This window comes from Aldersonia sp. NBC_00410, assembly GCF_026342035.1.
In the GTDB taxonomy this organism is placed as follows: Bacteria; Actinomycetota; Actinomycetes; order Mycobacteriales; family Mycobacteriaceae; genus Aldersonia.
Map to the genome: position 1 here is coordinate 403,878 of NZ_JAPENM010000003.1, position 24,844 is coordinate 428,721.

The 24,844-nt window shown below is 67.3% G+C and carries 25 protein-coding genes; 14 read left to right on the plus strand and 11 right to left on the minus strand.

Annotated elements, in window-relative coordinates:
* The first annotated feature begins 85 nt into the window (after window positions 1–85).
* The 10 genes from OG921_RS08825 (at window position 86) to OG921_RS08870 (ending at window position 9,245) form a co-directional block, all read left to right on the plus strand.
* Window positions 86–1,180, plus strand: coding sequence for an acyl-CoA dehydrogenase family protein (locus OG921_RS08825; RefSeq protein ID WP_266112002.1), 1,095 nt, complete (start codon window positions 86–88; stop codon window positions 1,178–1,180).
* Window positions 1,165–2,316 carry an acyl-CoA dehydrogenase family protein gene (locus OG921_RS08830; RefSeq protein WP_266112003.1) on the plus strand — a complete coding sequence of 384 codons (1,152 nt, stop codon included), beginning with the start codon at window positions 1,165–1,167 and terminating at the stop codon, window positions 2,314–2,316. Before OG921_RS08825 ends, OG921_RS08830 begins: the two co-directional genes overlap by 16 nt.
* The gene (locus OG921_RS08835; RefSeq protein ID WP_266112004.1) at window positions 2,313–3,353 is read left to right on the plus strand and encodes a bifunctional MaoC family dehydratase N-terminal/OB-fold nucleic acid binding domain-containing protein; all 1,041 of its coding nucleotides are present in this window, start codon (window positions 2,313–2,315) and stop codon (window positions 3,351–3,353) included. The genes OG921_RS08830 and OG921_RS08835 overlap by 4 nt, the downstream gene beginning before the upstream one ends.
* Window positions 3,350–3,763, plus strand: a complete 414-nt coding sequence (locus OG921_RS08840) for a MaoC family dehydratase (protein WP_266112005.1) — start codon at window positions 3,350–3,352, stop codon at window positions 3,761–3,763. The genes OG921_RS08835 and OG921_RS08840 overlap by 4 nt, the downstream gene beginning before the upstream one ends.
* Complete coding sequence (locus OG921_RS08845) at window positions 3,760–4,944, plus strand: lipid-transfer protein (protein ID WP_266112006.1); 1,185 nt, start codon at window positions 3,760–3,762, stop codon at window positions 4,942–4,944. Before OG921_RS08840 ends, OG921_RS08845 begins: the two co-directional genes overlap by 4 nt.
* Window positions 4,945–5,077: 133 nt before the next feature.
* Entirely contained in the window at window positions 5,078–6,091 is a 1,014-nt protein-coding gene (locus tag OG921_RS08850; RefSeq protein ID WP_266112007.1) for a DUF4129 domain-containing protein, read from the plus strand.
* Window positions 6,088–6,573 carry a hypothetical protein gene (locus tag OG921_RS08855; protein WP_266112009.1) on the plus strand — a complete coding sequence of 162 codons (486 nt, stop codon included), beginning with the start codon at window positions 6,088–6,090 and terminating at the stop codon, window positions 6,571–6,573. The genes OG921_RS08850 and OG921_RS08855 overlap by 4 nt, the downstream gene beginning before the upstream one ends.
* Window positions 6,574–6,586: 13 nt before the next feature.
* Window positions 6,587–7,546, plus strand: coding sequence for a MoxR family ATPase (locus OG921_RS08860; RefSeq protein WP_266112011.1), 960 nt, complete (start codon window positions 6,587–6,589; stop codon window positions 7,544–7,546).
* Window positions 7,543–8,820, plus strand: a complete 1,278-nt coding sequence (locus tag OG921_RS08865; RefSeq protein ID WP_266112013.1) for a DUF58 domain-containing protein — start codon at window positions 7,543–7,545, stop codon at window positions 8,818–8,820. The genes OG921_RS08860 and OG921_RS08865 overlap by 4 nt, the downstream gene beginning before the upstream one ends.
* Complete coding sequence (locus OG921_RS08870) at window positions 8,817–9,245, plus strand: hypothetical protein (RefSeq protein ID WP_266112014.1); 429 nt, start codon at window positions 8,817–8,819, stop codon at window positions 9,243–9,245. Before OG921_RS08865 ends, OG921_RS08870 begins: the two co-directional genes overlap by 4 nt.
* A gap of 58 nt (window positions 9,246–9,303) precedes the next feature.
* Here the strand turns inward: OG921_RS08870 and OG921_RS08875 are convergent, their stop codons facing one another.
* The 5 genes from OG921_RS08875 to kstD form a co-directional block, all read right to left on the minus strand.
* Window positions 9,304–9,894 carry a dihydrofolate reductase family protein gene (locus OG921_RS08875; protein WP_266112015.1) on the minus strand — a complete coding sequence of 197 codons (591 nt, stop codon included), beginning with the start codon at window positions 9,892–9,894 and terminating at the stop codon, window positions 9,304–9,306.
* A 62-nt stretch (window positions 9,895–9,956) separates the two neighbouring features.
* On the minus strand, window positions 9,957–11,660 hold the full coding sequence (locus tag OG921_RS08880) for an FAD-dependent oxidoreductase (protein ID WP_266112016.1): 1,704 nt from the start codon (window positions 11,658–11,660) through the stop codon (window positions 9,957–9,959).
* A gap of 34 nt (window positions 11,661–11,694) precedes the next feature.
* A complete protein-coding gene (locus OG921_RS08885; protein WP_266112017.1) occupies window positions 11,695–12,711 on the minus strand; it encodes a diiron oxygenase in 1,017 nt (338 codons plus the stop codon).
* A 162-nt stretch (window positions 12,712–12,873) separates the two neighbouring features.
* The gene (locus OG921_RS08890; RefSeq protein WP_266112018.1) at window positions 12,874–13,737 is read right to left on the minus strand and encodes a MaoC/PaaZ C-terminal domain-containing protein; all 864 of its coding nucleotides are present in this window, start codon (window positions 13,735–13,737) and stop codon (window positions 12,874–12,876) included.
* A 9-nt stretch (window positions 13,738–13,746) separates the two neighbouring features.
* Window positions 13,747–15,444 (minus strand): 3-oxosteroid 1-dehydrogenase, encoded by a 1,698-nt coding sequence (kstD, locus tag OG921_RS08895; protein WP_266112019.1) that lies wholly within the window; start codon window positions 15,442–15,444, stop codon window positions 13,747–13,749.
* Between the two features lie 149 nt (window positions 15,445–15,593).
* Here kstD and OG921_RS08900 point away from each other — a divergent pair, with 149 nt between their 5' ends.
* From OG921_RS08900 to dmpG, 3 genes are read left to right on the plus strand one after another with little or no spacing between them, the layout of a single operon-like run.
* The gene (locus OG921_RS08900; RefSeq protein WP_266112020.1) at window positions 15,594–16,379 is read left to right on the plus strand and encodes a 2-keto-4-pentenoate hydratase; all 786 of its coding nucleotides are present in this window, start codon (window positions 15,594–15,596) and stop codon (window positions 16,377–16,379) included.
* Window positions 16,380–16,388: 9 nt separating this feature from the next.
* A complete protein-coding gene (locus OG921_RS08905) occupies window positions 16,389–17,312 on the plus strand; it encodes an acetaldehyde dehydrogenase (acetylating) (RefSeq protein ID WP_266112021.1) in 924 nt (307 codons plus the stop codon).
* A gap of 7 nt (window positions 17,313–17,319) precedes the next feature.
* Window positions 17,320–18,375: a 4-hydroxy-2-oxovalerate aldolase gene (gene dmpG, locus OG921_RS08910; protein ID WP_266112022.1), complete on the plus strand. Its 1,056-nt coding sequence runs from the start codon at window positions 17,320–17,322 to the stop codon at window positions 18,373–18,375.
* A gap of 76 nt (window positions 18,376–18,451) precedes the next feature.
* Here the strand turns inward: dmpG and OG921_RS08915 are convergent, their stop codons facing one another.
* From OG921_RS08915 to OG921_RS08925, 3 genes are read right to left on the minus strand one after another with little or no spacing between them, the layout of a single operon-like run.
* Window positions 18,452–19,714, minus strand: a complete 1,263-nt coding sequence (locus OG921_RS08915; protein WP_266112024.1) for a cytochrome P450 — start codon at window positions 19,712–19,714, stop codon at window positions 18,452–18,454.
* Between the two features lie 10 nt (window positions 19,715–19,724).
* Window positions 19,725–20,195: a nitroreductase family deazaflavin-dependent oxidoreductase gene (locus tag OG921_RS08920; RefSeq protein ID WP_266112025.1), complete on the minus strand. Its 471-nt coding sequence runs from the start codon at window positions 20,193–20,195 to the stop codon at window positions 19,725–19,727.
* Window positions 20,196–20,216: 21 nt separating this feature from the next.
* A complete protein-coding gene (locus OG921_RS08925; RefSeq protein WP_266112026.1) occupies window positions 20,217–20,789 on the minus strand; it encodes a TetR/AcrR family transcriptional regulator in 573 nt (190 codons plus the stop codon).
* Window positions 20,790–20,887: 98 nt separating this feature from the next.
* Here OG921_RS08925 and OG921_RS08930 point away from each other — a divergent pair, with 98 nt between their 5' ends.
* The gene (locus tag OG921_RS08930) at window positions 20,888–21,574 is read left to right on the plus strand and encodes a class I SAM-dependent methyltransferase (protein WP_266112028.1); all 687 of its coding nucleotides are present in this window, start codon (window positions 20,888–20,890) and stop codon (window positions 21,572–21,574) included.
* A gap of 167 nt (window positions 21,575–21,741) precedes the next feature.
* Here the strand turns inward: OG921_RS08930 and OG921_RS08935 are convergent, their stop codons facing one another.
* From OG921_RS08935 to OG921_RS08945, 3 genes are read right to left on the minus strand one after another with little or no spacing between them, the layout of a single operon-like run.
* Entirely contained in the window at window positions 21,742–22,809 is a 1,068-nt protein-coding gene (locus tag OG921_RS08935; protein ID WP_266112030.1) for a prenyltransferase, read from the minus strand.
* Window positions 22,796–23,527 carry a class I SAM-dependent methyltransferase gene (locus tag OG921_RS08940; protein WP_266112031.1) on the minus strand — a complete coding sequence of 244 codons (732 nt, stop codon included), beginning with the start codon at window positions 23,525–23,527 and terminating at the stop codon, window positions 22,796–22,798. The genes OG921_RS08935 and OG921_RS08940 overlap by 14 nt, the downstream gene beginning before the upstream one ends.
* Window positions 23,527–24,771, minus strand: coding sequence for a glycosyltransferase family 4 protein (locus tag OG921_RS08945; protein ID WP_266112032.1), 1,245 nt, complete (start codon window positions 24,769–24,771; stop codon window positions 23,527–23,529). The genes OG921_RS08940 and OG921_RS08945 overlap by 1 nt, the downstream gene beginning before the upstream one ends.
* Window positions 24,772–24,844 lie beyond the last annotated feature (73 nt).

A 24,844-nucleotide genomic window follows, 5' to 3' on the forward strand; every position in this document is an offset into this window, starting at 1 on the left:
GGCACCGTCGACCGAGGGTTGGTTTCCGGCGTCGCCGGACGAGTTGATACAACTAGAACACGTTCTAATATGAAAACGAGGCAGCGTGGACTTTTCCAGAGAGAAGACCTGCGATGCCGTGGCCGAGGTTGTCACGGCGCTGTTGAGCCGCGAAGCGGATCACCATCAGGCACTGTTGAGCCGCGAATCCGAGCCCGATCCCGGCGCCGGCTACAGCGTTGGGACGTGGCACCGACTCGCGGAAAATGGGTTGCTGGCGCTGCCGCTGCCCGAGCGCTTCGGCGGCGACGATCAGGGACTCGCCGAAGTGGTGACCCTGCTCGGTGAGCTCGGCCGCAAGGCCGTCGCGACACCGGCGCTGGCCACGCTCGGGTTCGGAGTACTGCCCCTGCTCGAACTTGCCGATGCGGACCTGCAGGCGGAAATCCTGCCCAAGGTTGCCGAGGGCGCGATCCTGACCGCCGCGCTGGCCGAGCCGAGCCGTCCGCTCGGCTCTGCGCCCGCCACCACCGCGACGCTCGACGGCGACACCGTCGTCATCGAGGGCAAGAAGATCGGCGTGCCCTACGCGAAGGAGGCCATCGCCATCCTGGTGCCGACCGACGCGGGTATCGCGCTCGTCGCGCCCGATGCGGACGGCGTGACGCTGACCAAGGCGCCGACCTCGGCCGGCACGCCGGAGTACGCGGTGGAGCTGTCCGGCGTCCGGATTCCGCGGACGCGGCTGCTGACCGGTGAGCCCGCCGTGCTGTACCGCTACGCGGTGGCCTGCATCGGTGCGACAGCCGACGGATTGCTCTCCGGCGCAGCCGAACTGACCGCCGAGCACCTGCGCACGCGGCACCAGTTCGGCAAGCCGTTGGCCACGTTCCAGGCGGTGGCACAGCAGATCGCGGACGTCTACGTCACCTCCCGCACCCTGAACGTTTCATCGATCGCTGCGTCGTGGCGGCTCGGTACCGGTCGCGATGCGGATTCCGACCTGAACGTGCTCGGTTACTGGGTGGCCGCCGAGGCGCCCACCGCGCTGCAGGTGTGTCATCACCTGCACGGCGGTATCGGTGTGGATATCACCTACCCGATGCACCGGTACTTCTCGCAAGGCAAGGACCTCGCCCGCCTCGTCGGTGGCGCGGCCTACCGTCTCGACCTTCTGGGGGCGCAATGTTCATCGATCTGACCGACGAGCAGAAGGCACTCCAGGTCGAACTGCGCAAGTACTTCTCGGAGCTGATCAGCCCGGCCGAGGCCGAGATCATGATGACCGAGCGGCACGGCCCCACCTACCGCGAAGTGATTCGCCGGATGGGTAGCGACGGTCGGCTCGGCGTCGGCTGGCCGAAGGAGTTCGGCGGCCTCGGCTTCGGCGAGATCGAACAGCAGATCTTCGTGAACGAGGCGTCCCGCGCCGACATCCCGCTTCCATCGGTCACGCTGCAGACGGTCGGCCCGACGCTGCAGAGGTACGGCACCGAAGAGCAGAAGAAGAAGTTCCTGCCCGCGATCCTCGCCGGTGAAGTGCATTTCGCGATCGGCTACAGCGAGCCCGAGGCCGGCACCGACCTGGCGGCGCTGCGTACCACCGCGGTCCGTGATGCCAACGGCGACTTCATCATCAACGGCCAGAAGATCTTCACCACGGGCGGCCACGATGCCGATTACATCTGGCTCGCGGTCCGCACCGGCGCGGCCGATTCCCGGCACAAGGGCATCTCGATTCTGATCGTGGACACCACCGATCCGGGCTACTCGTGGACGCCGATCATCACCGCGGATGGCGCCCACCACGTCAACGCGACGTACTACTCGGATGTCCGGGTTCCGGCGAACATGCTTGTCGGCGAAGAGAACGCGGGCTGGCGCCTGATCACCACGCAGCTCAACCACGAGCGCGTCATGCTCGGTCCCGCGGGCCGCATCGGCGGCCTGTACGACACCCTGCGCTCCTGGGCGGCCGCCCGTGACCTGCTCGGCGAGCCGGACGTGCAACGCACGCTCGGCGAGTTGTTCGCGCTGTACCGGGTGAACGAGCTGCTGAACTGGCAGGTCGCCTCCGCCGTCGGCGACGTCGACGTGGCCGACGCTTCCGCGACGAAGGTGTACTCAACCGAGCGCATTCAGCACGTCGGCCGACTGATCGCCGAGATCATCGGTCGCCACGGCGATCCCACCGATCCGGAAACCGCGCAGCTCGCGGACTGGCTCGACAAGCAGGCCAAGCGCAACCTGGTCATCACCTTCGGTGGTGGCGTCAACGAGGTCATGCGTGAGCTCATCGCCATGGTCGGCCTGAATCTGCCGAAGGTTCCGCGATGACGGCGACCCCGGAGGCCGAAGCGGACGCCAAATCCGAAATGATTCTCGCCGAGTCGCAGAAGATCCGCGACAACGGCGCGAGCAAACCGCGCACCGGGCGCGATCCGGTGAACATGCCGATGATCCGTACCTGGCTCGAGGCCATGCGCGACGACAACCCGATCTATGTCGACGAGGCCGCGGCCATTGCGGCCGGTCACGGCGGAATCGTTGCGCCGCCCGCGATGGCGCAGGTGTGGACGATGCGTGGCCTCGGAGCCACGCGTGCCGAGGATGACCCGCTCGGCCGGATGACCGACCTGTTGAACGAGGCCGGCTACACCTCGGTGGTGGCGACCAACAACGATCAGGTCTACCACCGTTACCTGCGTCCGGACGAAGAGGTTTCGATCGAGACCGTCCTCGAAGATGTTGTGGGCCCGAAGAAGACGGGCCTCGGCGAGGGCTGGTTCTTCACCACGCGCAGCATCTGGAAGATTGCCGGCACCGACGAGGTCGTGGCCGAGATGATGTTCCGCATCCTCAAGTTCGCGCCACGCGCCAAGGAGCCTGTGGCGGAACCGAGGACCGAAGCGTCCTCCAGCCTCGGTGCGCCGCTCGACGATCTCGATCCGTCGCGGATGCTGCGTCCGTCGGCCTCGCAGGACACCGCGTTCTTCTGGGACGGCGTTGCCGCCCATGAGCTTCGGCTGCAGCAGCGACCGGACGGCACGCTGGCGCACCCGCCGGTGCCTGCGCTGTGGAAGGACAAGTCCGAGCAGACCGATTACGTCGTCGCTGCCGGTACCGGAACGGTTTTCAGCTTCGTGGTGCACCACGCGCCCAAGGTGCCGGGCCGATCGGTGCCGTTCGTGGTGGCGCTCGTCGAACTCGACGAGGGCGTGCGCATGCTCGGCGAGCTGCGCGGCATCGACTCCGCGGACGTCAAGATCGGTCAGCGCGTGCAGGTCGAGTTCCTCGATCTGCCCGGTGATGAGGAGACCGACCAGAAGCCGTGGACGCTGTACGCGTGGCGACCGATCGAGGAGCCATCATGACCTCTACCCTCCAGTTCTCGGTGGGCGAGACCCTCCCCACCCAGTCGATCTACGCCGATCCGACGTTCATCGTGTCGACTGCCCTGGCCACCAGGGACTTTCAGGACGTGCACCATGATATGGACCTGGCGCGTCAGCGCGGGTCGAAGAACATCTTCGCCAACATCCTGACCGACACCGGTTTGGTGCAGCGGTTCATCACCGACTGGGCCGGTCCGCGCGCGGTGATCAAGTCGATCAAGCTGCGTCTCGGCGTCCCCTGGTACGCATACGACACCCTGGTCCTGAACGGGACCGTCGCGTCCATCGACGAGGACGGCCTGATCACGGTCGATGTCGTCGGCAAGGACAGCCTCGGTGACCACATCACGTCGAAGGTCACCCTGGTCATGAATGGAGTGTCCGAATGAGCGAATTGTCCGGCAGTAATCTTTCAGGGAGGGCAGCCATTGTCGGCATCGGTGCGACCGACTTCTCCAAGGATTCCGGGCGCAGCGAACTGCGGCTCGCCGCCGAGGCGGTCAGCGCCGCGATTGCCGACGCCGGGCTGACTCCCGCGGACGTCGACGGGCTCACCTCGTTCACGATGGACACCAACACCGAGATCGCGGTTGCGCGCTCGGTGGGGATTCCGAGCCTGAAGTTCTTCTCCCGCATTCACTATGGCGGTGGCGCGGCCTGCGCGACCATTCAGCAGGCGGCGATGGCGGTGGCCACCGGCGTCGCCGATGTGGTTGTCGCCTACCGCGCGTTCAACGAGCGCTCGGGAATGCGCTTCGGCCAGGTCAATACGTCGCTGGTGGCGCAGGTCAACTCCTCGGGCACCGACAACGCGTTCTCCTACCCGCACGGGCTGAGCACGCCGGCCTCCTTTGTCGCGATGGTCGCGCAGCGCTACATGCACGTGTACGGCGCCACCAGTAGGGATTTCGGCGCGATCGCGGTCGCCGACCGCAAGCACGCGGCGACGAACCCGAACGCCTTCTTCTACGGTAAGCCGATCACGATCGAGGATCACCAGAATTCGCGCTGGATCGCCGAACCGCTGCACCTGCTCGACTGCTGCCAGGAATCCGACGGTGGTATAGCGATCGTGGTGACCTCGCCCGAACGGGCGAAGGACCTGCCCAACGTGCCGGTCGTGATCGCCGCTGCCGCACAGGCTTCCGGCTCCGATCAATACATCATGACCAGCTACTACCGGGACGAGATGTCCGGTCTGCCGGAGATGGGCATGGTGGGCGATCAGCTCTGGTCGCAGTCCGGTCTGAGTCCGCAGGACATGCAGACCGCCATCCTCTACGACCACTTCACGCCGTACGCGCTGATGCAGCTCGAGGAACTCGGCTTCTGCGGCCGGGGCGAGGCGAAGGACTTCATCGCCGACGGCGCTATCGAACTCGGTGGTCGACTGCCGATCAACACGCACGGCGGCCAGCTCGGCGAGGCCTACATCCACGGCATGAACGGGATCTCCGAGGCCGTGCGTCAGATCCGGGGAACCGCGGTCAATCAGGTGCCGGATGTGACGAACGTGCTCGTCACCGCCGGCACCGGCGTACCGACCTCCGGGCTGGTCCTCACCGCCTGACGGCTGCGCTTCGGCCGCACACTTCTCCTCGGTGCCGCACACCCGCTGATGCGAGTGTGCGGTGATGTGGCGGGGGTGTGCGGTCGCGGGCAGTATCGGGAACGCCCTCGCCGCGCGAACCAGCGTGCGACGATTGAAATCGGCGCGGCGATCCACCGGAAGGGCCGGCGGCGCGGCGGTCGGGGATGCCATGTTCAGCGAGCGGCGACGAGCGGTCGGAGCGTCTGGCCTGGCACTTCTCCTCGCGACCGTCGCGATCGCGCTTGGCGGCACCCTGCCCGGCTACACCCCGCCGCGACCACACCCGTCCGAGGGCAACGGGTCGCTCGTCGCCGTCGCGGTGCTGCTCATCCTCGCTGTCGCAATCCTGATGGCCGGGCTGGTCGTGGCGCTGCGCCGCGGCGGCGGCCGGGACGCACCCAGCGGCGAAACCCGGTCCTGGCAGTTGGAGACCAACCGCCCCACCGCGCGCCAGGTTCTCATCCTCGCCGGCGTCGCGGCGGTCGTGCTGGCGTTGTTCGCCGCGCTGTCGATGGTCCGTGCCGCGCTCGCTCCGGACCCGGCGCAGCAGACTCCGGTGCGCAACACCGATCCCGACGCCGACGAACCCGCCGCGGAACCCGCCGCCGAGCGCGCCGATGAACAGGCGCGGCCCGACCCGCCCGATGTGTTCGACTGGGTCGCACTCGGTGGCGCCACGCTGGTGGTGCTGACGATCGCCGGGGCCGGTCTGGTCTCGGCCCGAACCGGCGCGAGCCTGTCCAACGACAGGCGAGAGAGCATCGTGGGGCCCGTGCCGGTCGACGTCGATGTCTCCGAATCACTCGCGCGCGCTGCTGAACTCGGCCTGGCGGAAATGTCGGAGCCGGGCCGGGATCCCCGCGAAGCGATCATCGCCTGTTACGCCGCTATGGAGACCGCGCTGGCGGATGCGCCGCTGGTCGCCCCGCGCGCGTCGGACACGCCGTCGGAAGTGTTGGCGCGAGCGGTCACACACGACGCGCTACACACGGACGCGGCGGGCGAGCTGGTGGCGCTGTTCACCGAGGCGCGGTTCAGCCCGCATCGGATGGGCGAGTCGCACCGCGAATCGGCAACGCGGCAGCTGCAATCGGTGCTCGATGACCTGCGTGGGCGGCGGCCATGACGCGGGTGGTCGTCGGCAGCGTTGTGCTGCTCGTCCTGCTCGAGGTGGCGCTGGTGGCGGGCCCGCTGCGGGAATGGCTCCTGCTTGCCTGTGCGGGTGTGCTGGCAATCGCATTGTGGGGGGTGCTGTCCCGGGCGTTGAAGCCGGCACCACCCGGCCCGACCACCCCGGCGGACACGACACCCGATGACGCGCTGCGCCGGTGGCGCGAACGCACCCGGATGCAGCTCGCCTGGGCCGACGGCACTCGCGGCGACTGGGACCGGCATGTTCGGCCGATGGTCGCGCGCGACTTCCAGCTCGCGCTCGGACGCCGATTCGACGGCAGCACAGCCGGTCTCGATGCCGCCGGCAACGTGATGTTCGGTGCAGAACTCTGGACCTGGGTCGACCCGTCGGGAGTGCGCGGCGCAGAACGCGATCGCCCCGGGCCGGGGCGCGAGGTGCTCGGCGAGATCCTCGACCGATTGGAGCGAATGTGAATCGGGTGGCGACGTGACCACACCGCTGGAGCTGTCGACCGAGCGCGCGGAGGCGGTGCTCGCGGAGATCGAACGGGTCGTGGTGGGCAAACAGCAGGCGCTGCGCCTGGTTCTGCTCACCATGCTCGCCGGTGGACACGCGCTCATCGAGGACCTGCCCGGTCTCGGAAAGACCCTCATCGCACGCTCTTTCGCCGCTGCGCTCAGTCTGGATTTCAAGCGAGTGCAGTTCACTCCCGACCTGCTGCCCGCCGATCTGCTCGGGTCGATGATCTACGACATGCGATCGGCCCGATTCGATTTCCGGCCGGGCCCGATCTTCACCAATCTGCTGCTCGCCGACGAAATCAATCGCACACCACCGAAGACGCAGGCGGCGCTGCTCGAGGCAATGGCCGAATCGCAGGTCAGCATCGACGGTGAGACACGGCCGCTGCCCGATCCGTTCGTGGTGCTTGCCACCGACAACCCGATCGAGTACGAGGGCACCTACCCGTTGCCGGAGGCGCAGCTGGACAGGTTCGCGGTTCGCTTGCGCCTGGGTTATCTCGGCGAGCCCGATGAGCGGGAAATGTTGCGCCGCCGGATCGATCGGGGCGCGCGGGAGCCGGTGGTGAACAAGGTCGTCGACACCGCCGATCTGCTCGCGATGCGCGGGGCCGTCGAAGAGGTGTCCGTACACGGCGATGTCCTCGCCTATGTGGTGGCGCTGGCCGCGGCTACCCGTAGCCACCCGCAGGTCGAGGTGGGGGCGAGTCCGCGCGCGGAACTCGATCTCGTGCAACTGTCCCGGGCACGCGCGATGCTGGCCGGTCGCGACTACGTCATTCCCGAGGACGTCAAAGCCCTTGCGGTTCCGGCGATTGCGCACCGAATCAGTCTGCGTCCCGAGATGTGGGTTCGGCGGATCCAAGGCGCGGACGTGGTGGAGGAGTTGCTGCGTCGGCTGCCGGTACCTCGGGCCAAGCGATGAGTACCGCCGCGGTGGACGAATCGACCCGCGGCGTGGTCGCCGAACTGCGCTGGCGCGTCGCGCCACTCACCGGCGCAATCGCCGCTTGTGCCGCGGTCGCGCTGATCGGTGCCGTCGCACTGGCGCGGCCGGACTTGGTGGCGTTCGCAGCGCCGTTGCTCGGCGTCCTGGTCTCCGCTGCCTGGCAACGCGGTTCGGGAGCGGTACGTGCGTCTGCGGAGCCGGATACGGTGCGCTGCTTCGAGTCCGAGCCGATGCGCATCGCGGTGACCGCTGAACCGGTATCCGGTGGCACCCGGATGCGAGCCGACCTTGCGCCACTGCCCGGCGTCACCGTGGACCTTGACGAGACCGCAACCGATTCGGGCGCAGCGGGATTCGTCGCCGACCTGACCGCGCCGCGCTGGGGCAACTATGCGGTGACCGCGCAGATCGAGGTCACCGCGCCGTCCGGACTGCTGATCGGGAGCGCCCGCGTGCCGGTGGCGGCGGCTCTGGTGTATCCGCTGGTCAGCCCGCGCCGCACCCGGATGCCCGAGACCGAACTGCCGGACCGGCTCGGCACGCACCTGACGCGCAGGCACGGCCCGGGCACCGAGTACGCCGAGATCCGGGTATGGGCGCCGGGGGACCAACTGCGAGCGGTGAACTGGCCGGTCAGTGCGCGGCGGGGCCGGTTGCACGTGACGGAACGGCTCACCGATCGCGCGGCGGATGTGGTGGTCGCGATCGACACGTATCCGCAGCCGACCGGCCCCGCGACCGAAGCACTGGATCGCGCGGTGCGCGGTGCGGTGCAGGTGGTGCAGACCGCGCTGCAGGAGGGGGATCGTGCCGGCGTGGTCCTGCTCGGTCAGCGGCCGCGCTGGCTCGGCCCCGACATCGGGCGCAGGCAGTTCTACCGCGTACTCGACGCCGTGCTCGGTGCCGGTGACGAGCACCCGGTCCGGGGCACCCTCGCGCCGCGGTTCGCAGTGCCGCCCGGTGCGGTGGTGATCGCATTCTCGACGATGCTCGACACCGCGTTCGCGCTCGCGCTGATCGACCTGTGCCGGCGGGGTCACACCGTCGTTGCCGTCGACGTGCTCGCGGGCAGTCCGTTCGAGCACGAGTCGGACGCGATGCTGGCGCACCTGTGGCGCCTCGAACGCGCTTCGATGCGGCGCGACTTCGGCGTGGTCGGGGTGCAGGTCGTGGCGTGGAACGGCGAGGTCGAACTCGATGCGGTCATGCGGTTGGCCTCGGCACGCACGGTGCGCAGGCGGCGGCGATGAGAATCGGTGCGGCAGTTGCCGGATTGGCGATGGTCACCGCGGCGGCATTCGGCGCTTCGGGTGCGGCGGTGGCCGCGGTTGCGGTGGCGGGCGTGCTCGCCCTGCTCGGTGTCGCGGTGCCGCGGCTCTCGCCTGTGGCCGTGCTCGCGACGATCGGCGTGCTCGCGCTGGGTACGCCCTCGCTGGGGGCGTCGACCCTCGCGGGACTGGCCGCGATCGGATACCTGCTTGCCGTGCACGCCGATCTGCCTGCGGTACAGCCGTTCACGAGTCAGACGATGCTCGGTATTGCCGGGTTCACCGTTGTCGCAGCGGCGGCGGGTTTGCTACCGGTGGCGCCGACGTGGCTCCCGGTCGTGGTCCCGGTGCTCGTCGTCGTGCTCTACGCCGGGGCCCTCACGGCCGTCCGTAGCGCGGCGGGGTAGCGCCCCGGCGCAGCGTGGCAAGGCTGGCGCGTCGGTCCCGACTTCTTCGTGTACCCGCTCAGATCGGTCGACGGCGCACCCGATAGCGCAGGTGAAGCACCCGGTTGCCCCGAATCACCACGTCGGGATCCGCCAGCAGGTGCTGCGCGTGGACCGACCCGAAGTAGCGCTTGCCGGAGCCGAACACGACGGGTACGACGTCCATGCGCACCTCATCGATCAGGCCCGCGGCAAGCACCTGGCCACCGACGTCGCCGGCCGCGACCTCGACCACGCGGTCACCCGCAAGCTGCTGCGCCTTGGCCACGGCTGCCTCGACGCCGTCGACGAAGTGAAACGGCGCCTCGGGGTCCCAGCCCTCGGGCGCCGGTCGGTGCGTCACGACGACCACGTGGTCGATCCCGCTCGGTGGCTTCCCGTCCCAGCCGTCCGTCAGGTCGAAGACGTGGCGGCCGGCGATGGTCGCCCCGATCTGGTCCCAGTACGGCCGGGTGTAGTCATAGGACGCTTGCGACACCTTCAACGCGCCGCTCTCGTCCAACGGCACGTCACCGCTGAGCAACCAGTCGAACAGCGGTCCGGGCTGGTCGTTCCCGTCCGCGATAAAGCCGTCCACCGACACCGAGCTGTACATGACAACCTTGCCCACGGGACTCTCCTCTGCTTTGGGGTGCCCCCAAATTAGCGTGTCGTGAGCAGCAATTGCCGTTGTCAGCGCCCTCGGCGCAGCCCGAATCGGCGCCGCGGAGCCTGCGCGTCGTGCGCGATGCGGGTGGCCTCGTCGATGTCGATGATCTTGTCCCGCACGCGGTTCCAGTCCGTACCGCGGCTGCGCTCGGCACGGTCGACCGCGGCCCAGCCGGTTCGGTTGACATACTCCGGGCGGCGGCTGCGGACCAGCGCGACCAGGTCGCTCTGCGCACGCGTGGGGCGGCGGAGCAGGCCGGCGTTGAGATCGTCGATCAGGTTCTCGGTGGTTTCGTGGGCGCAGCTCTTGTTGGTGCCGAGGAAGCCGGTGGGTCCGCGCTTCGCCCAGCCGGTGACGTAGGTGCCGGGCAGCGACGCGTCCGGATCACCCACTCGTCCGGCGGTATTCGGGATGATTCCGCGGGCCGGGTCGTAGGGCATGTCCGCGACCGGCAGACCGTAGTAGCCGATCGAGGTGAGCAGCAGGCCGGTGTCGAACCGCACCGGGCTATCGGCGTCGTAGCTCGTGGCACCCGCATCGGTGAACTCGCCGGGCGCGAACTTGACCGACCGCACCTGCTCGTCGCCGAGCACCGCGGTCGGCGAGAGCAGATAGCGCAGCACGATCCGCCGCCGCGCGGGATCGGCCGAGGCGGCGTTGCGCAGCGCGGCGATCGCATCGAGCTTGTGCCGCAACGTCGTTGCAAGGGTGCCAGCACGCCGTGCAGCAGCGGTGGCGCTGTCGAGCGCCGCGGATTCCCGGTCGACGACCACGTCCAGGTCCTCGGCCGCGATCAGGCCGGCGAGTTCGGGCATGGTGAACGCCGATTGCGCGGGGCCGCGTCGGCCCACCACGACGACTTCCTGCACGCTGCTCTTGCGCAGTGCCGCGAGCGCGTCACGGGTGATATCGGTGCCGGCGAGGCGTTCCGGATCGCTGGCGAGGATTCGGGCGACGTCGAGTGCGACGTTGCCGTTGCCGACGATGACGACCCGCTGCCCGGTCAGGTCGAACTCGCGGTGCACATGGTCGGGGTGGCCGTTGTACCAGCCGACGAACTCGGTCGCCGACGCGACGCCGGGCAGGTCGGCACCGGGGATGTCGAGGCGGCGGTCCGACGACGCGCCAACCGCGTAAATCACCGCATGATGGTGGGTGAGCAACTCCTCATGCGAGATGTGCTTGCCCACTTCCACATTGAGGAAGAACTCGAAGCCGTCCTCGGCCGAGATCGAGTCGAACAGCTCGGTCACCTGCTTGGTGCGCTGGTGATCCGGTGCCACACCGGACCGGGCGAGTCCGAACGGGACCGGCAGACGATCGAAGACGTTTACCCGCGCACCCGGCTGCTTGAGAATTTCGTCGGCCGCGTACATCGCGGCGGGCCCCGACCCGACGATCGCGACCCGCACACCGCCGGTCTCCGCGACGGTGGTGTGCACCACCGGTGCCAAGATCGGGTATTCGTCGCGCACGTTCCGGTAGAAGTCGGCGTTGAGCTCGACGAACGGGAGTTCGGCCGGGGTCAGCTTGGCTTGCGGCTTGATCGCATCGACCGGGCACGCCGTCACACAAGCTCCGCAGTCCACACAGGACGTCGGGTCGATGTGCAGCATCTCGGCGGTGGCGAAATCCGGCTCGTCCGGTGTGGGGTGGATGCAGTTCACCGGGCAGGCGTAGACGCAGGACGCGTCGCTACAACAGGACTGGGTGACGACGTGGGGCATGACGAACTTCCTCGGGTCCGGGTGGGGGCTGCTGTTACGCAGCGCGCCTGGCCGGTGTTCGCTCGGGTTCGCTGCGGAACCGCGAGGCGCGGCCGTCGATCTTCAGCAGTTTCCACAGCAGTTTGGCGACCGGGTTCATCAGGCCGATGTCTTCGCCGAGCATGCGCAGATCACCGAAGTAGCTGCGCAGCGTGGCACGGGATTCCTTGGTGCGCCAGAACAGGTCCTTCTTCACCGAACGCGGGATGTCGAACTCGGACCAGAACTCCGGCGGTGGCACCACGATCGCGTTGCACAGCACCCGTAGCACGATCGGGTACACGAGCGAGAGGACGAAGCGGGCGAACGGCCCGTGCTGCGGTACGCGCTGGCGCAGGAACTCGTGCGCGAACGAGATGTGCCGCGCTTCCTCGGCGACGTGGATGCGCATCACGCCCTCGAGCGTCGGGTGATAGTCACCGTCGCTACGAAGGTAGCTCTTCTGAATGTGGTCGATCGGTTCCTCGCCGGCGAGCACGCCCATGAAGAAGATCGACGGGAACGGCCGCGCGGCGATCGGCAGCAACGGTGCGATGCGCCGCATGAACGGGCCGAGGCCACGCACGTCGGTACCGGTTCGGTTCACCAGCTCCTGGAACATCAAGGTGTGGTTGCACTCCTCGATGACCTCGTGGGTGGCGTAGCGGAACTCGGCGGAGCGGTTCGGCAGCCGGGAGATGTGCTGCATGAAGCCGCCGATCAGGATCTGCTCGAACTGCAGTCCGACCTTGGCTACGTTGGCCTGCCGGTACATCCCGATCGCGATCTGCTTGTCCTCGGGCAGCGCCTGATACCACGGGTGGGCGCCCAGCGGATCGATGTGCGGGAGGATCCAGCGACGGTCGTTTTCGACGACGGCGAACTCCGGCGACTCCCAGTCGATGTCCCGGTAGGGATCGAAGCTGCGATGGATCGATCCGTCCGTCAGCCGGTCGAGCAGCTCGTCGTACTCGGCTCCAGCGTCCGTCACGGACGGCACGTTGCTGGTGGAGGGCTTTTCGATGATGGTCATCAGGCGTCCTTCGTGCTCCTGGTACGGGTTGATCCCAACCAGAGTGCCCAGCGGCCAGGATCCTGTAACTCGCATTAACGGTAACTGCGTGTAGCAGTTAAATCCAGTAACCGAGTTGGATCCTGGCCGCGGTGCTGCCTCGATGCCCGATGACCTGCGGTACTACTCCGAAAACGTCAGCACTACGTCGGCCAGCGCGGCCGCGTCGTCGCGCTCGACGACGGTCGCGCCGATGATCAGGCGACCGTCCTCGCGCCAGATCCGGATGCGCAGGGTTTCACCAGGGAAAACAACGCCCGCGAAGCGCGCGCTGAAACCGGTGACCCGACGGGCGTCGCCGTCGAGTGCGGCATCCGTGGCGGTCCGGCAGACGGTGCCGTAGGTGCACAGGCCGTGCAGGATCGGCGCGGGGAAGCCGGCGTTCTTGGCGAAGTCGGGGTCCGAGTGCAGCGGATTGCGGTCACCGCACATGCGGTACAGCAGCGCCTGTTGTGGCGCGATCGGCGTGGTGACGTCCAGATCGGGGGCGCGGTCCGGCAGCGGCACCGATTCGGACGGGCCGCGTTCGCCGCCGAAGCCGCCTTCGCCGCGGGCGAAGATCGACGAGCGTGCGGTCCACAGCGGCTGGCCGTCGGAGTCGACGGTGACGAACTCCTGGACGACCACCGCGGCCTTGCCCTTGTCCCACACCTCGGCGATCCGCCGAGTCGTGGTCGCCTTGCCCGAGGGCGGCAGCGGACGATGCACGGTCACCGACTGGCTGCCATGCACCACCTTCGCCAGATCGATCTCCACGCCGGGGAACGAAACCTTCGGCGGCTCGGTGTCGTGGAAGGTCGCCGCCACCGTCGCAAACGTCGGCAGCACGTACGGGTCCACGTCATCGAGGTAGCGCAGCTCCCGGGTGTCGAGCGGGTTGCTGCCCGCGCCGACACCGAGGTTGTAGAGCTGCACGTCCGAGGTGTCCCAGGAGAACTCCTGGGTGGGCAGCTCCGCGCCGATGGCAATGCTGGGGTCGATCGGCATCTCGCGTCCCTACTTCCCGGCCGACACGGATGAGGTGGCGCCCTTGTGGTCGGCGATGTGGTGCGCGGCGAGGTAGCCGAAGGTCATCGCGGGGCCGATGGTCGCGCCGGGACCGGCGTAGGTGTGGCCCATGACCGGGATGCTGCTGTTACCGACGGCATAGAGGCCCTCGATGATGGTGTCGTCCGCACGCAGCACCTGCGCGACGGCATTGGTCTTCAGACCGCCCTTGGTGCCGAGGTCGCCCGGAACCATCTTGATCGCGTAGTACGGCGCTTTCACGAGCGCGGCCAGGTTCGGGTTCGGCTTGTTCCACGGGTCGCCGTAGTAATTGTCGTAACCACTGTCGCCGCGGCCGAAGTCTTCATCCTTGCCGGTCTTCGCGAACCCGTTGAAGCGGATGATGGTCGCGGCGAGCTCGGCGGCGGGCAGGCCGGTCTTCTCGGCCAGCTCGGCGATGGTCGGGGCCGAAACCACGACGCCGGACTCGAGCCACTTCTTCGGGAAGCGCTGCTCGGGCTGCAGGCCGGCGAACATGTAGCGGTCGCGGTAGCCCTGGTCCATGATCATCCAGGCCGGGACGTTCTCGCCCGGGCCCTCGCCGATGCCGTACTCGCCGCCGTACATCCAGTGCACGGCCTCGACGTAGGGCAGCGCCTCGTTCATGAAGCGCTTGCCGCGCAGGTTGACCATGATGCCGCCGGGCAGCGAGCGCTCGGCGAGGCAGAACCACGGGCCGTTGGGCAGCGGGATGGTCGGGCCCCACCAGGCGTCGTCCATGAGCGCCACGGCGCCGCCGAGCTTCTGTCCGGCCTCGATGCCGTCACCGGTGTTGGCGGCCGCGCCGACGGTCCACTCGGTGCCGATCGGCGCGCGCTGGTACTTCTTGCGCATCTCGTCGTTGTGCTCGAAACCGCCGGCCGCGAGCACCACGCCGTAGCGGGCGCGGATGAGTTCGGGCTTGCCGTCGCGCAGCACGTTCACGCCGCGGACCACGCCGTCCTCGGTGAAGAGGTCGGTCATCGGGGTGTTGAGCAGGATCGGCACGTTCGCGTCCAGCAGACCCTTGCGCAGGCCGGCGATCAGGGCGCGGCCCATGCCGAGCAGGGCCTTGTTGGTGAGGCGGCCGTAGAACAGCCGGGCGCCGATGCGCATACCTCGGAGCCAACCCTTGTAGGTCTGCTTGCGCAGGTTCAGCCAGCGGTAATCGGCCTGGGTGACCACCACGTTCATCGGGGTCTTGCCGTACGGCGGCTCGAGGTTCTTCAGTTCGGCACCGAGCACCTTGCCGTTGAACGGCTTGGGCTCGACCGAGCGGCCGCCAAGGCGGCCACCGGGAGCCTCGGGGTAGTAGTCCGAGTAGTTCGGCACCCACGTGAGCTTCAGCGGTGTCTTGTCCAGCACGAACTCGAGCATCTTGGGACCCTGCTCGAGGAAGGTGTCGATCAGGTCGGCGGGGGCGTGCTCGCCGATAATCGAGTGCAGGTACGTCCGGGCCGCTTCCGGAGTGTCCTTCACGCCGTCCTTCTTCAAGGCCGGGTTGTTCGGAATCCAGACGCCGCCACCCGAGCGGGCCGTGGACCCGCCGTAGTGCGCTGCCTTCTCGACGATGACCACACTGAGGCCACGATCGGCCGCGGCCAGCGCGGCGGTCATACCGCCGCCGCCGCTTCCGACCACGACGATGTCATATTGCTGCTCGCTCATGTAGAACACGTTATAGAAAAGAGTGCCCGCTGGTCCAATCTTTCCTGACAGGAACTTTTGACCGATACTGGATCGGTTATGGCAACGTGTTCCAATGTAGGCACGTTCGGCGGGATTGAGCCGCGGGTATCCGCGGAGGAGGGGAAGTGATGCTTTCCGACGATGTGAGGGCCGATCTGGCCGAGCGGCTCGCGGTCGCCGAGCGCGATCGCGTCCCGATCGATCCGCTGACCGACCACTACGCCGACATCGACGTCGTCGACGCCTACGAGATCCAGCTGATCAATATCCGGCAGCGACTGGCGTCCGGTGCCAAGGTGGTGGGCCACAAGGTGGGCCTGTCCTCGAAGGTGATGCAGCAGATGATGGGCGTCGGCGAGCCCGACTACGGCCACCTGCTCTCCGACATGGTCGTCACCGAGGAGGAGCCGGTCGACACCGCGCGCTACTGCTTCCCCCGGGTGGAGGTCGAGGTCGGTTTCATCCTCGGCGCCGACCTGCCCGGCGAGGACTGCACGGAGGCCGACGTGCTCGCCGGCACCGTCGCGATCGCGCCCTCCATCGAGCTGATCGACAGCCGCATCCGGGACTGGAAAATCAAACTGGGCGATACGATTTCGGACAACGCCTCGTCGGCGGGCTACGTGCTCGGCAAGCAACGCGTCGCGCCCGGCGACATCGACATCAAGGCCATCGACGCGGTGCTCACCCGTAACGGTGAGCGGATCGCGGAAGGCCGCAGCGACGCCGTACTCGGCGACCCGGTGATTGCGGTCGCCTGGCTCGCCCGCAAGGTGGCCGGCTTCGGAGTCCGGCTCGAGGCCGGCGACATCGTTCTTCCCGGGTCGTGCACCCGAGCCATCGACGCCCGTCCGGGCGACGAATTCCTCGCCGAGTTCACCGGGCTCGGCTCGGTCTCGCTTCAGTTCAAGTAGGGAGTGGTTATGACCAAAGCTGTCGGAGGTAAAGCGAAGGCCTCGGTGGCCATTGTTGGGTCGGGCAACATCAGCACCGACCTGCTGTACAAGTTGCAGCGTTCCGAGGTGCTCGAACCGCGCTGGATGATCGGCATCGACCCGAACAGCGAAGGACTCAAGCGCGCGGCCGGGCTCGGCCTGGAAACGTCGTCGGACGGCGTCGACTGGCTGCTCGCGCAGGACGAGAAACCGGATCTGGTGTTCGAAGCGACCTCGGCATACGTGCACCGTGACGCGGCGCCGAAGTACGCCGCAGCCGGAATCCGCGCGATCGACCTGACTCCCGCGGCGGTTGGTCCCGCCGTGGTGCCGCCGGCGAACCTGCGCGAGCACCTCGATGCGCCGAACGTCAACATGATTACCTGCGGTGGGCAGGCGACCATCCCGATTGTGTACGCGGTCTCGCGGGTCGTCGAGGTGCCCTACGCGGAGATCGTGGCGTCGGTGGCGTCCGTTTCGGCCGGTCCGGGTACCCGCGCGAACATCGACGAGTTCACCAAAACCACCAGTCGTGGCGTCGAGGTGATCGGCGGTGCCGCTCGCGGCAAGGCGATCATCATCCTGAACCCGGCCGATCCGCCGATGATCATGCGCGACACCATCTTCTGTGCCATTCCGGAGGATGCGGACCGCGACGCGATCGCGGCGTCGATTCACCGCGTCGTCGCCGACATCCAGGAGTATGTGCCCGGATACCGGCTGCTCAATGAGCCGCAATTCAACGAGCCGAGTGTCGTTTCGGGTGGCTATGCCACCGTCACCACGTTCGTCGAGGTCGAGGGTGCAGGCGATTTCCTTCCGCCGTACGCCGGCAACCTCGACATCATGACGGCGGCCGCCACCAAGGTGGGCGAGGAAATCGCCCAGCAGCTTCTCAGCGTGAGGGTGTGATTGACCAATGTCTTTGATCGACAGCTCAATTCATTTCGACCCGTCGTGGGATATCCGGGTCACCGATACCTCGCTGCGGGACGGCTCGCACCACAAACGCCACCAGTTCAGCGGCGACGAGGTCCGGGCAATCGTTGCGGCGCTGGATCTCTCGGGTGTGCCGGTTATCGAGGTCACGCACGGTGACGGGCTCGGTGGCTCCTCGTTCAACTACGGCTTCTCCAAGACGCCGGAGCAGGAACTCATCAAGATCGCGGTGGACACCGCTCAGCAGGCGAAGATCGCCTTCCTCATGCTGCCCGGCCTCGGTACCAAGGAAGACATCGTCGAGGCGCAGGGCAACGGTGCGTCGATCTGCCGGATCGCCACGCATTGCACCGAGGCCGATGTCTCGATCCAGCACTTCGGGCTCGCCCGCGAGCGCGGCCTCGAGACCGTCGGATTCCTGATGATGGCGCACACCATCCCGCCGGAGAAGCTGGCCAAGCAGGCCCGCATCATGGCCGACGCCGGATGTCAGTGCGTCTACGTCGTCGACTCGGCCGGTGCGCTCGTGCTCGAGCAGGTCGCCGATCGCGTCTCCGCGCTCGTCGACGAGCTCGGCCAGGACGCGCAGGTCGGCTTCCACGGCCACGAGAACCTCGGCCTCGGTGTCGCGAACTCGATCGAGGCGGTCCGCGCGGGCGCCAAGCAGATCGACGGCAGCACGCGCCGTTTCGGCGCCGGTGCGGGTAACGCGCCGGTCGAGGCGTTCGTCGGTGTCTGCGACAAGATCGGCGTCAAGACCGGCATCGACTTCTTCAAGATCGCGGACGCGGCAGAGGATGTCGTCCGTCCGGCGATGCCGGCGGAGTGCCTGCTCGATCGCTCCGCCCTGATGATGGGCTACGCGGGTGTGTACTCGAGCTTCCTCAAGCACGCCGAGCGGCAGGCCGAGCGCTACGGCGTGTCCGCCTCGGAGATGCTCGTGCGCGCCGGCAAGCGCAAGCTCGTTGGCGGCCAGGAGGATCAGCTCATCGACATCGCGCTCGAACTGCAGCGGGAGAAGACAGCGGCGAGCTGACCACTTCGTAAGCGAAGAACCGCGGTGGACACCGTTGTCCACCGCGGTTCTTCGTTTGTCCGGTGGCGGCGAGGGGTCAGTGTGCGACCGGGCAGCGCCCGGCGTCCGAGCTCACGCCGTAATCCACCTCGAGGTGCTTGACCCCGTTCAGCCAGCCCGACTGCAGCCGGGTCGGTTCGGACAGCCTGGTGATATCGGGGATGCCGTCGGCGATCGCATCGAAGATGAGGCCCACCTCGAGCCGGGCCAGGTTCGCGCCGAGACAGTAGTGCGCCCCGGTGCCGCCGAAGGACAGGTGCGGGTTGGGGTTGCGGGTGATGTCGAATGCGTGCGGTCGGTCGAACACCTCGTCGTCGAAGTTCGCCGAACCGTACAACATCACGACGCGCTGGCCCTGCTCGATTGCGGTGTCTCCGATCATCGTGTTCACCAAAGCAGTTCGCTGCTGGCAGATCAACGGTGTCGTGTAGCGGATGATCTCGTCCGCGGCACTCGCCGGTCGCTCGGTGCGGAACAGCTGCCACTGGTCGGGATTCTCCATGAAAGCGAGTGTGCCGAGAGTGGTTGCATTGCGGGTGGTTTCGTTGCCGGCGACCGCCAGCATGATGAAGAAGAAGCCGAACTCCTCCGGGGTGAGCAGTTCGCCGTTCACGTCGGCATGGACCAGCGTGGAGATGATGTCGTCCACCGGTTGTTTGCGTCGTTGCTCAGCGAGTTCGTAGGCATAGCCGAGCATTTGGGCGTTGGCCATCCGCGCCTGACCGGCGGTTTCGGCGTCGTCGTAGCCGCTCATTTGATTCGACCAGTCGAAGATCTGCTTGCGGGCGTCCTCGGGTACGCCGAGCAACTCCGAGATCGCGTGGATGGGCAGCTCGCTGGCAACCTGCGTAACGAAGTCACCGCTGCCGGACTCCGCGGCCTCCGCCACGATCCGGGTTGCCTTCTCGCGCAGTTGCGCACGCATCGCTTCGACGCCGCGCGGCGTGAACACCTTGGACACCAGACGACGCAGTTGGGTGTGTTCGGGGGCGTCCTTGTTGATCAGCACGAACTTCGTGAGTTCGAGCTCCTCGGGGGTGATCGCGTCCTCGTGCCGTGGGATGGCGCCCTGGGCGTTGCTGGAGAACACCTCCGAGCGCTTCGAGACATCGCGCACCTCGGCATGCCGAGAAACGACCCAGAAACCGGTGTCGGGGAACCCGCCAACGCCGGACGGCTTCTCGTTCCACCACACCGGCGCGCAACGGCGCAGTTCGGCGTACGCCTCGAACGGTAGGCCGCGGCCGTGCATCACCGGATCGGTGACATCGAAACCTATGGGCAGGGTCAGTTCGGTCATCGGGTATTCCTCACTCGCAGATCACCACCGGGATCTGCCGATCGGTCCAGGACTGGTACTTGTCGAAGTCGGGGTACATCGCGACGAGCTTGGGCCACACCTCGGCCCGCTCCTCGGCATCGGCAACGTGGGCCGTCATCTGCCGGACGTTCGACTTGATTTGCACGGTGACATTCGGGTTGGACCGAATGTTGTAGAACCATGCGGGGTTCTTGGGCAGACCGCCCTGCGAGGCGACGACGACAACGCGCGGGCCGTCTTGGATGAACAGCAGTGGGCTGATGCGCTTTTCGCTGGTCTTCCGGCCGATGGTGGTGAGCAGCAGAACCGGCACTCCCCACGGGAATGCGCTGCCTACCCGCCACTTGCTGCCCAGCCGACCACCGGTCGCGCGGTACAGGCGGGTGTTCACCTGCGACATGATCTTGATGATCTTTACGGCCTTGGGCGAGTCGAGTCCCTTGGGTGCAGCGCTGGTCATGATGGCCTTTCGTATGCAGTGCTAGGCGAGAATCATCCGAGCGGACTTCTCGATCCGGTCGGCGATCTGGGTGTACGACTCGTATCCCATACCTGCACGCACGAGCGCACCCGCGTAGAGCAATTCCAGCGCTTCGATGACGTCCGGGTCGGCACCCGCGCCGAGGGCGGCGGTGAGCCGGTCCCGGATCTCGATACCGACCCGCAGGCGCAGATGGTCGACGTCCGGGTCACGGCCGAGCAGTGCGCTCGTCACCGCGCCCGCGAGTTCGGACTCGTCGGCGACGAGCAGGGCGATATGACGCAGCACGGCGATCGCACGTTCGGCGGGATCGGTCTCCTGAAGTTCGGGTTGGGGTGTGCCTGCGAGCCTGCGCCAGAACACTTCCGCGACCAGGTGCTCCTTGGACGAGAAATATGTGTACGCCGTGGCCGGCGCGACACCGGCACGCGAAGCGACCATTCGGACGGTGAGTCCCGCGAAACCCTCCTGACTCAGCACCTCGACGGCGGCACGAGTGAGCCGGTCGACAGTGTCGGCCTGCTTCTCGGTCAGACGGCGTCGGGTGGACTCCAGGTTAACGGAACTAGACACATGTCTGGACGCTACTACACCGGGGTATCGGTGGCAACACGATCGGACCGTAGGAGGCGGTCTGGTCAGCGCCACGACCGGTGACTAGTTTGACACCTATGACACGCCCCGGCACCACACTTTCGGCGCGCACCGCGCACCTGTTCGAGCTCGCCGAATCCACCACCGGATTCCTGCCTGCCGACGAGGGATTCGCGCTCTACCAGGCGGCCGCGGCGCATCTCGGATCGCGGAACGGGGTTGGTACCGCGGTCGAGATCGGCACCTACTGCGGCAAGTCCACGCTGCTGCTCGGCGCGGCTGCGGAAACGGCCGACGGAGTCGTCTACACCGTCGATCACCACGGCGGTTCCGAGGAGCATCAGCCCGGCTGGGAATATCACGACACCTCGCTCGTCGATCCGGTGACGGGGCGTTTCGACACCTTGCCGTCGTTCCGGCACGCCGTCGTCGGTGCCGAGCTCACCGAGCGGGTGGTGGCGATGGTCGGTGCGTCACGCACGGTCGCGACGGTGTGGCGCGCACCCATCGACTTCCTGTTCATCGACGGCGGGCATACCGACGCGGCCGCCAAGGCCGATTTCGAGGGCTGGGCGAAGTGGGTCCGCAACGGCGGTGCGCTCGCCATTCACGACGTGTTCCCGGATCCGAACGATGGCGGCCAGGCGCCCTACCGCATCTACCGGCGGGCCATGGACAGCACGAAGTTCCACGAGGATTCGGTCACCGGGTCGCTGCGCATTCTGGTGCGGGTCGACGGAGAGGCCGGCGACGAGATCGACTGAGCGATATGGCCGCTCGGCTGCCCCGGCGGGGAGCACAGATCGCGGCGGTCAGCACCGGCGAACGCGCACCCGATCGGATGTCCGCGCATGACCGGGCGTTCGCGTTCATCCAAGAAGGTGCGCGTTCATTCGTCGCCTCGGTCGGCAACGGCACCCGGCCGAGCGCGTCATCGCTGCGTGACGCACTCGCAGTCGTAGCTGCCCTCGAGCCCGCGGGGCAGCTGCTCTCCACGGAATATCCCGTTGCCCGGGGTCGTTCGGGAGAGCGCGTCCGCTGCCAAGATCACGGCCGCGCCGGTCCAGGTGGTCCGCTCCTCCGGCCAGCGCTTGCCGTCGGCGAATACCAACCCGGTCCAATAGGATCCGTCGGACTCCCGCAGATGCTGCATCGCCGCGAACTGTTCGTGCGCCGAACGCGGGCGCCCGAGGGCGTCGAGAGCGAGTACGAGTTCGCACGTCTCTGCGCCGGTTGCCCACGGGCGGTCGCTCACACAACGGATACCGAGTCCGTCGACGACGAACTCGTCCCAGCCGAACTCGATTCGGCGATGCGCGGCGGTACCGCGCAGCGCACCACCGAGGATCGGGTAGTACCAGTCCATCGAATAGCGCGCCTTCTCGCTGAACAGTTCGGGATGTTGTGCGATGGCATGGCGCAACCGGCCGACCGCCATCTCCCATTCGGGCTGTGGCTCGTCGACTCGGTCTGCGATCGCGAGGGCGCAGCAGATGCTTTGGTGGATACTCGAGCAGCCGGTGAGCAGGGCTTCGGTGAAGTCGCCCTTGGGGGTTCGCGCCCAGCCGATCGTGCCGGACGCATTCTGCAGGTCGAGTACGAAGTCGATGCCTGCGCGTACAGCCGGCCACATTCGCTCGATGAACCGCTGATCGCGGGTGATCAGGTAGTGATGCCAGACGCCGACCGCGAGGTAGGCGCAGAAATTGGTGTCGGAGTGCGGGTCTTCGACAACGCCGTTGCGAATCTGCAGTGGCCACGACCCGTCCGCACGCTGGTTGCGTCGCGACCATTCGTAGGCCGCCTCCGCGGCGTCGATGAGTCCGGTGGCGGACAACGCCATCGCATTCTCGACGTGGTCCCACGGGTCGGTGTGGCCGCCGGTGAACCAGGGTATGGCCCCGTCGGATTCCTGGGTGGCGGCGATGGATCGAGCGGTGGCGACACAGTCCTGGGCCGTGAGCACGCCCGGTACTGCGGGAATCTCACTCCGACGCAATGGTTTGCACCGGCTTCTCGAAGTAGAGGGCGACGCTCTTGCCGACCAGCGGGTTCAGCAGCGACTCGGCGGTCCGGGTGACGCGCGGTGCGGAGAGCATGTCCCACACCAGCAGCTGGTGGTACCCGCGGACCAGGACGTTGTTCGGTTTCTCCACGCCCACTGCGCATTTCAGCCACCAGTACGGCGCGTGCAGTGCGTGGGCATGATGGCTGTGGGTGAACTGCACGCCTGTCGCGGTGACTTTGTCGGTCAGCTCGTCGGCACGGTAGATCCGTACGTGGCCGCCTTCGTTGGCGTGGTATTCGTCCGACAGCAGCCAGCACAGCTTCTCCGGCAGCCAGCGCGGCACGGTCACCGCGAGCTTGCCGCCGGGCTTGAGCACTCGCGTCAGCTCGGCGATGGCTGCGTCGTCGGCGGGGACGTGCTCGAGGATCTCCGAGGCGATCACGCAGTCGAACTCGCCGTCGGCGAACGGCAGCGCAAGCGCGTCACCGGCGACGGTCTTGGCGTTGGCGCCGGCGGGCGCCTCATCGGCTTTGGCCATGGCGTCGAACATCTCGCCGACATCGGCGAGTTCGTCGGCGTTCTGATCGAATGCGACGATGTCCGCGCCGCGCCGGTACGCCTCGAACGAGTGCCGTCCCGCGCCGCAGCCCACGTCGATGACCCGGGTTCCGGCTCCGATACCTAGCCGGTCGAAATCCACGGTCAGCATTACCGGCCTGCCTCCTTCACGGCCGCGATGGCCGCCTCGTACACCGCGGCGGTCTGCGCGGCAACCGAACTCCAGCTGAACCGCTCGACCGCCCGCGCACGCCCGGCGGCGCCGAGCGCCGCGACCCGTTCGGGAGATTCCAGCAGTTCGCCGATGACCTTCATGAGAGCTTCCACATCGCCCGGCGGGACCAGCAGGGCGGCTTCGCCGTCGGTGCCGACCACCTCGGGTATCGCGCCCGCGCGGCTGGCCACCAGTGCCGTACCGCTGGCCATGAATTCGACTGCGGGCAGCGAGAATCCCTCATAAAGTGAAGGGATGCAGGCTATTTCGGCCGATGTGATGAGCTCGGCGAGAGCCTCGTCGGACAGCCCGGACGAGGTGTGCACGATATCGCCGATACCGAGTTCGTCGATCAGCTTGCGCGTCGGGCCATTCGGCTCGAGCTTGGTGACGAGCTGCAGTTCGACGTCGTGTTCGATACGCAGTTTCGACACGGCCGCCAGCAGGTTGCCGACGCCCTTGAGTGGCACGTCGGCACTGGCGATCGCAACGATGCGCCCGCGCTTGCGCTGTGCGGCGCCGGGCCGGAACAGCTCGGTGTCCACCCCGAGCGGCACCACGTCGAGCTGTTCGGGCCGAACATCGAAGTCCGTGGCGATATCTCGCGCCGAGGTGCTCGACACGGTCAGCAGGTGTGGCAGGCGCTGCGCAACCTTGCGCTGCATCCGCAGGAACCCGTACCAGCGGACTACCGCAGGTTTGCGCCACCACTTCGCGGCCGCGAGGTCCAGGGTCCGGTCCCGGGTGATCGGGTGGTGCACGGTCGCGACAACGGGCATGCCCGCAGCCGCGATATCGAGTAATCCGTAACCGAGGCACTGATTGTCGTGCACCACGTCGAAATCACCGATGCGCTCGGCCAGAATTCGCGCCATGCGAAGACTGAAGGTCTGCGGCTCCGGGAATCCGGCGGTCCACATGGTGGCCAGCTCGCGCACATCGATCAGGTCCCGGATCTCACTCGGCCGAGGCGTGCGGAACGGATCCGGCTCACGGTAGAGGTCGAGGCTCGGCACCTTGGTCAGCCGGACCCGCGGATCGAGATCCTCGGGATAGGGCTGACCGGAGAACACCTCCACCTCGTGACCGAGCTCGACCAGCCCACGGCTCAGATAGCGAACGTAAACGCCCTGACCGCCGCAGTGAGGTTTGCTCCGATAGGACAGCAGGGCGATTCGCACGCGCTCTCATTTCGCCCCGGTGCGCACGGCGCCGGGTGGTCGGGGGACGGAACTTGCCGGTGGTGCCGCCGGT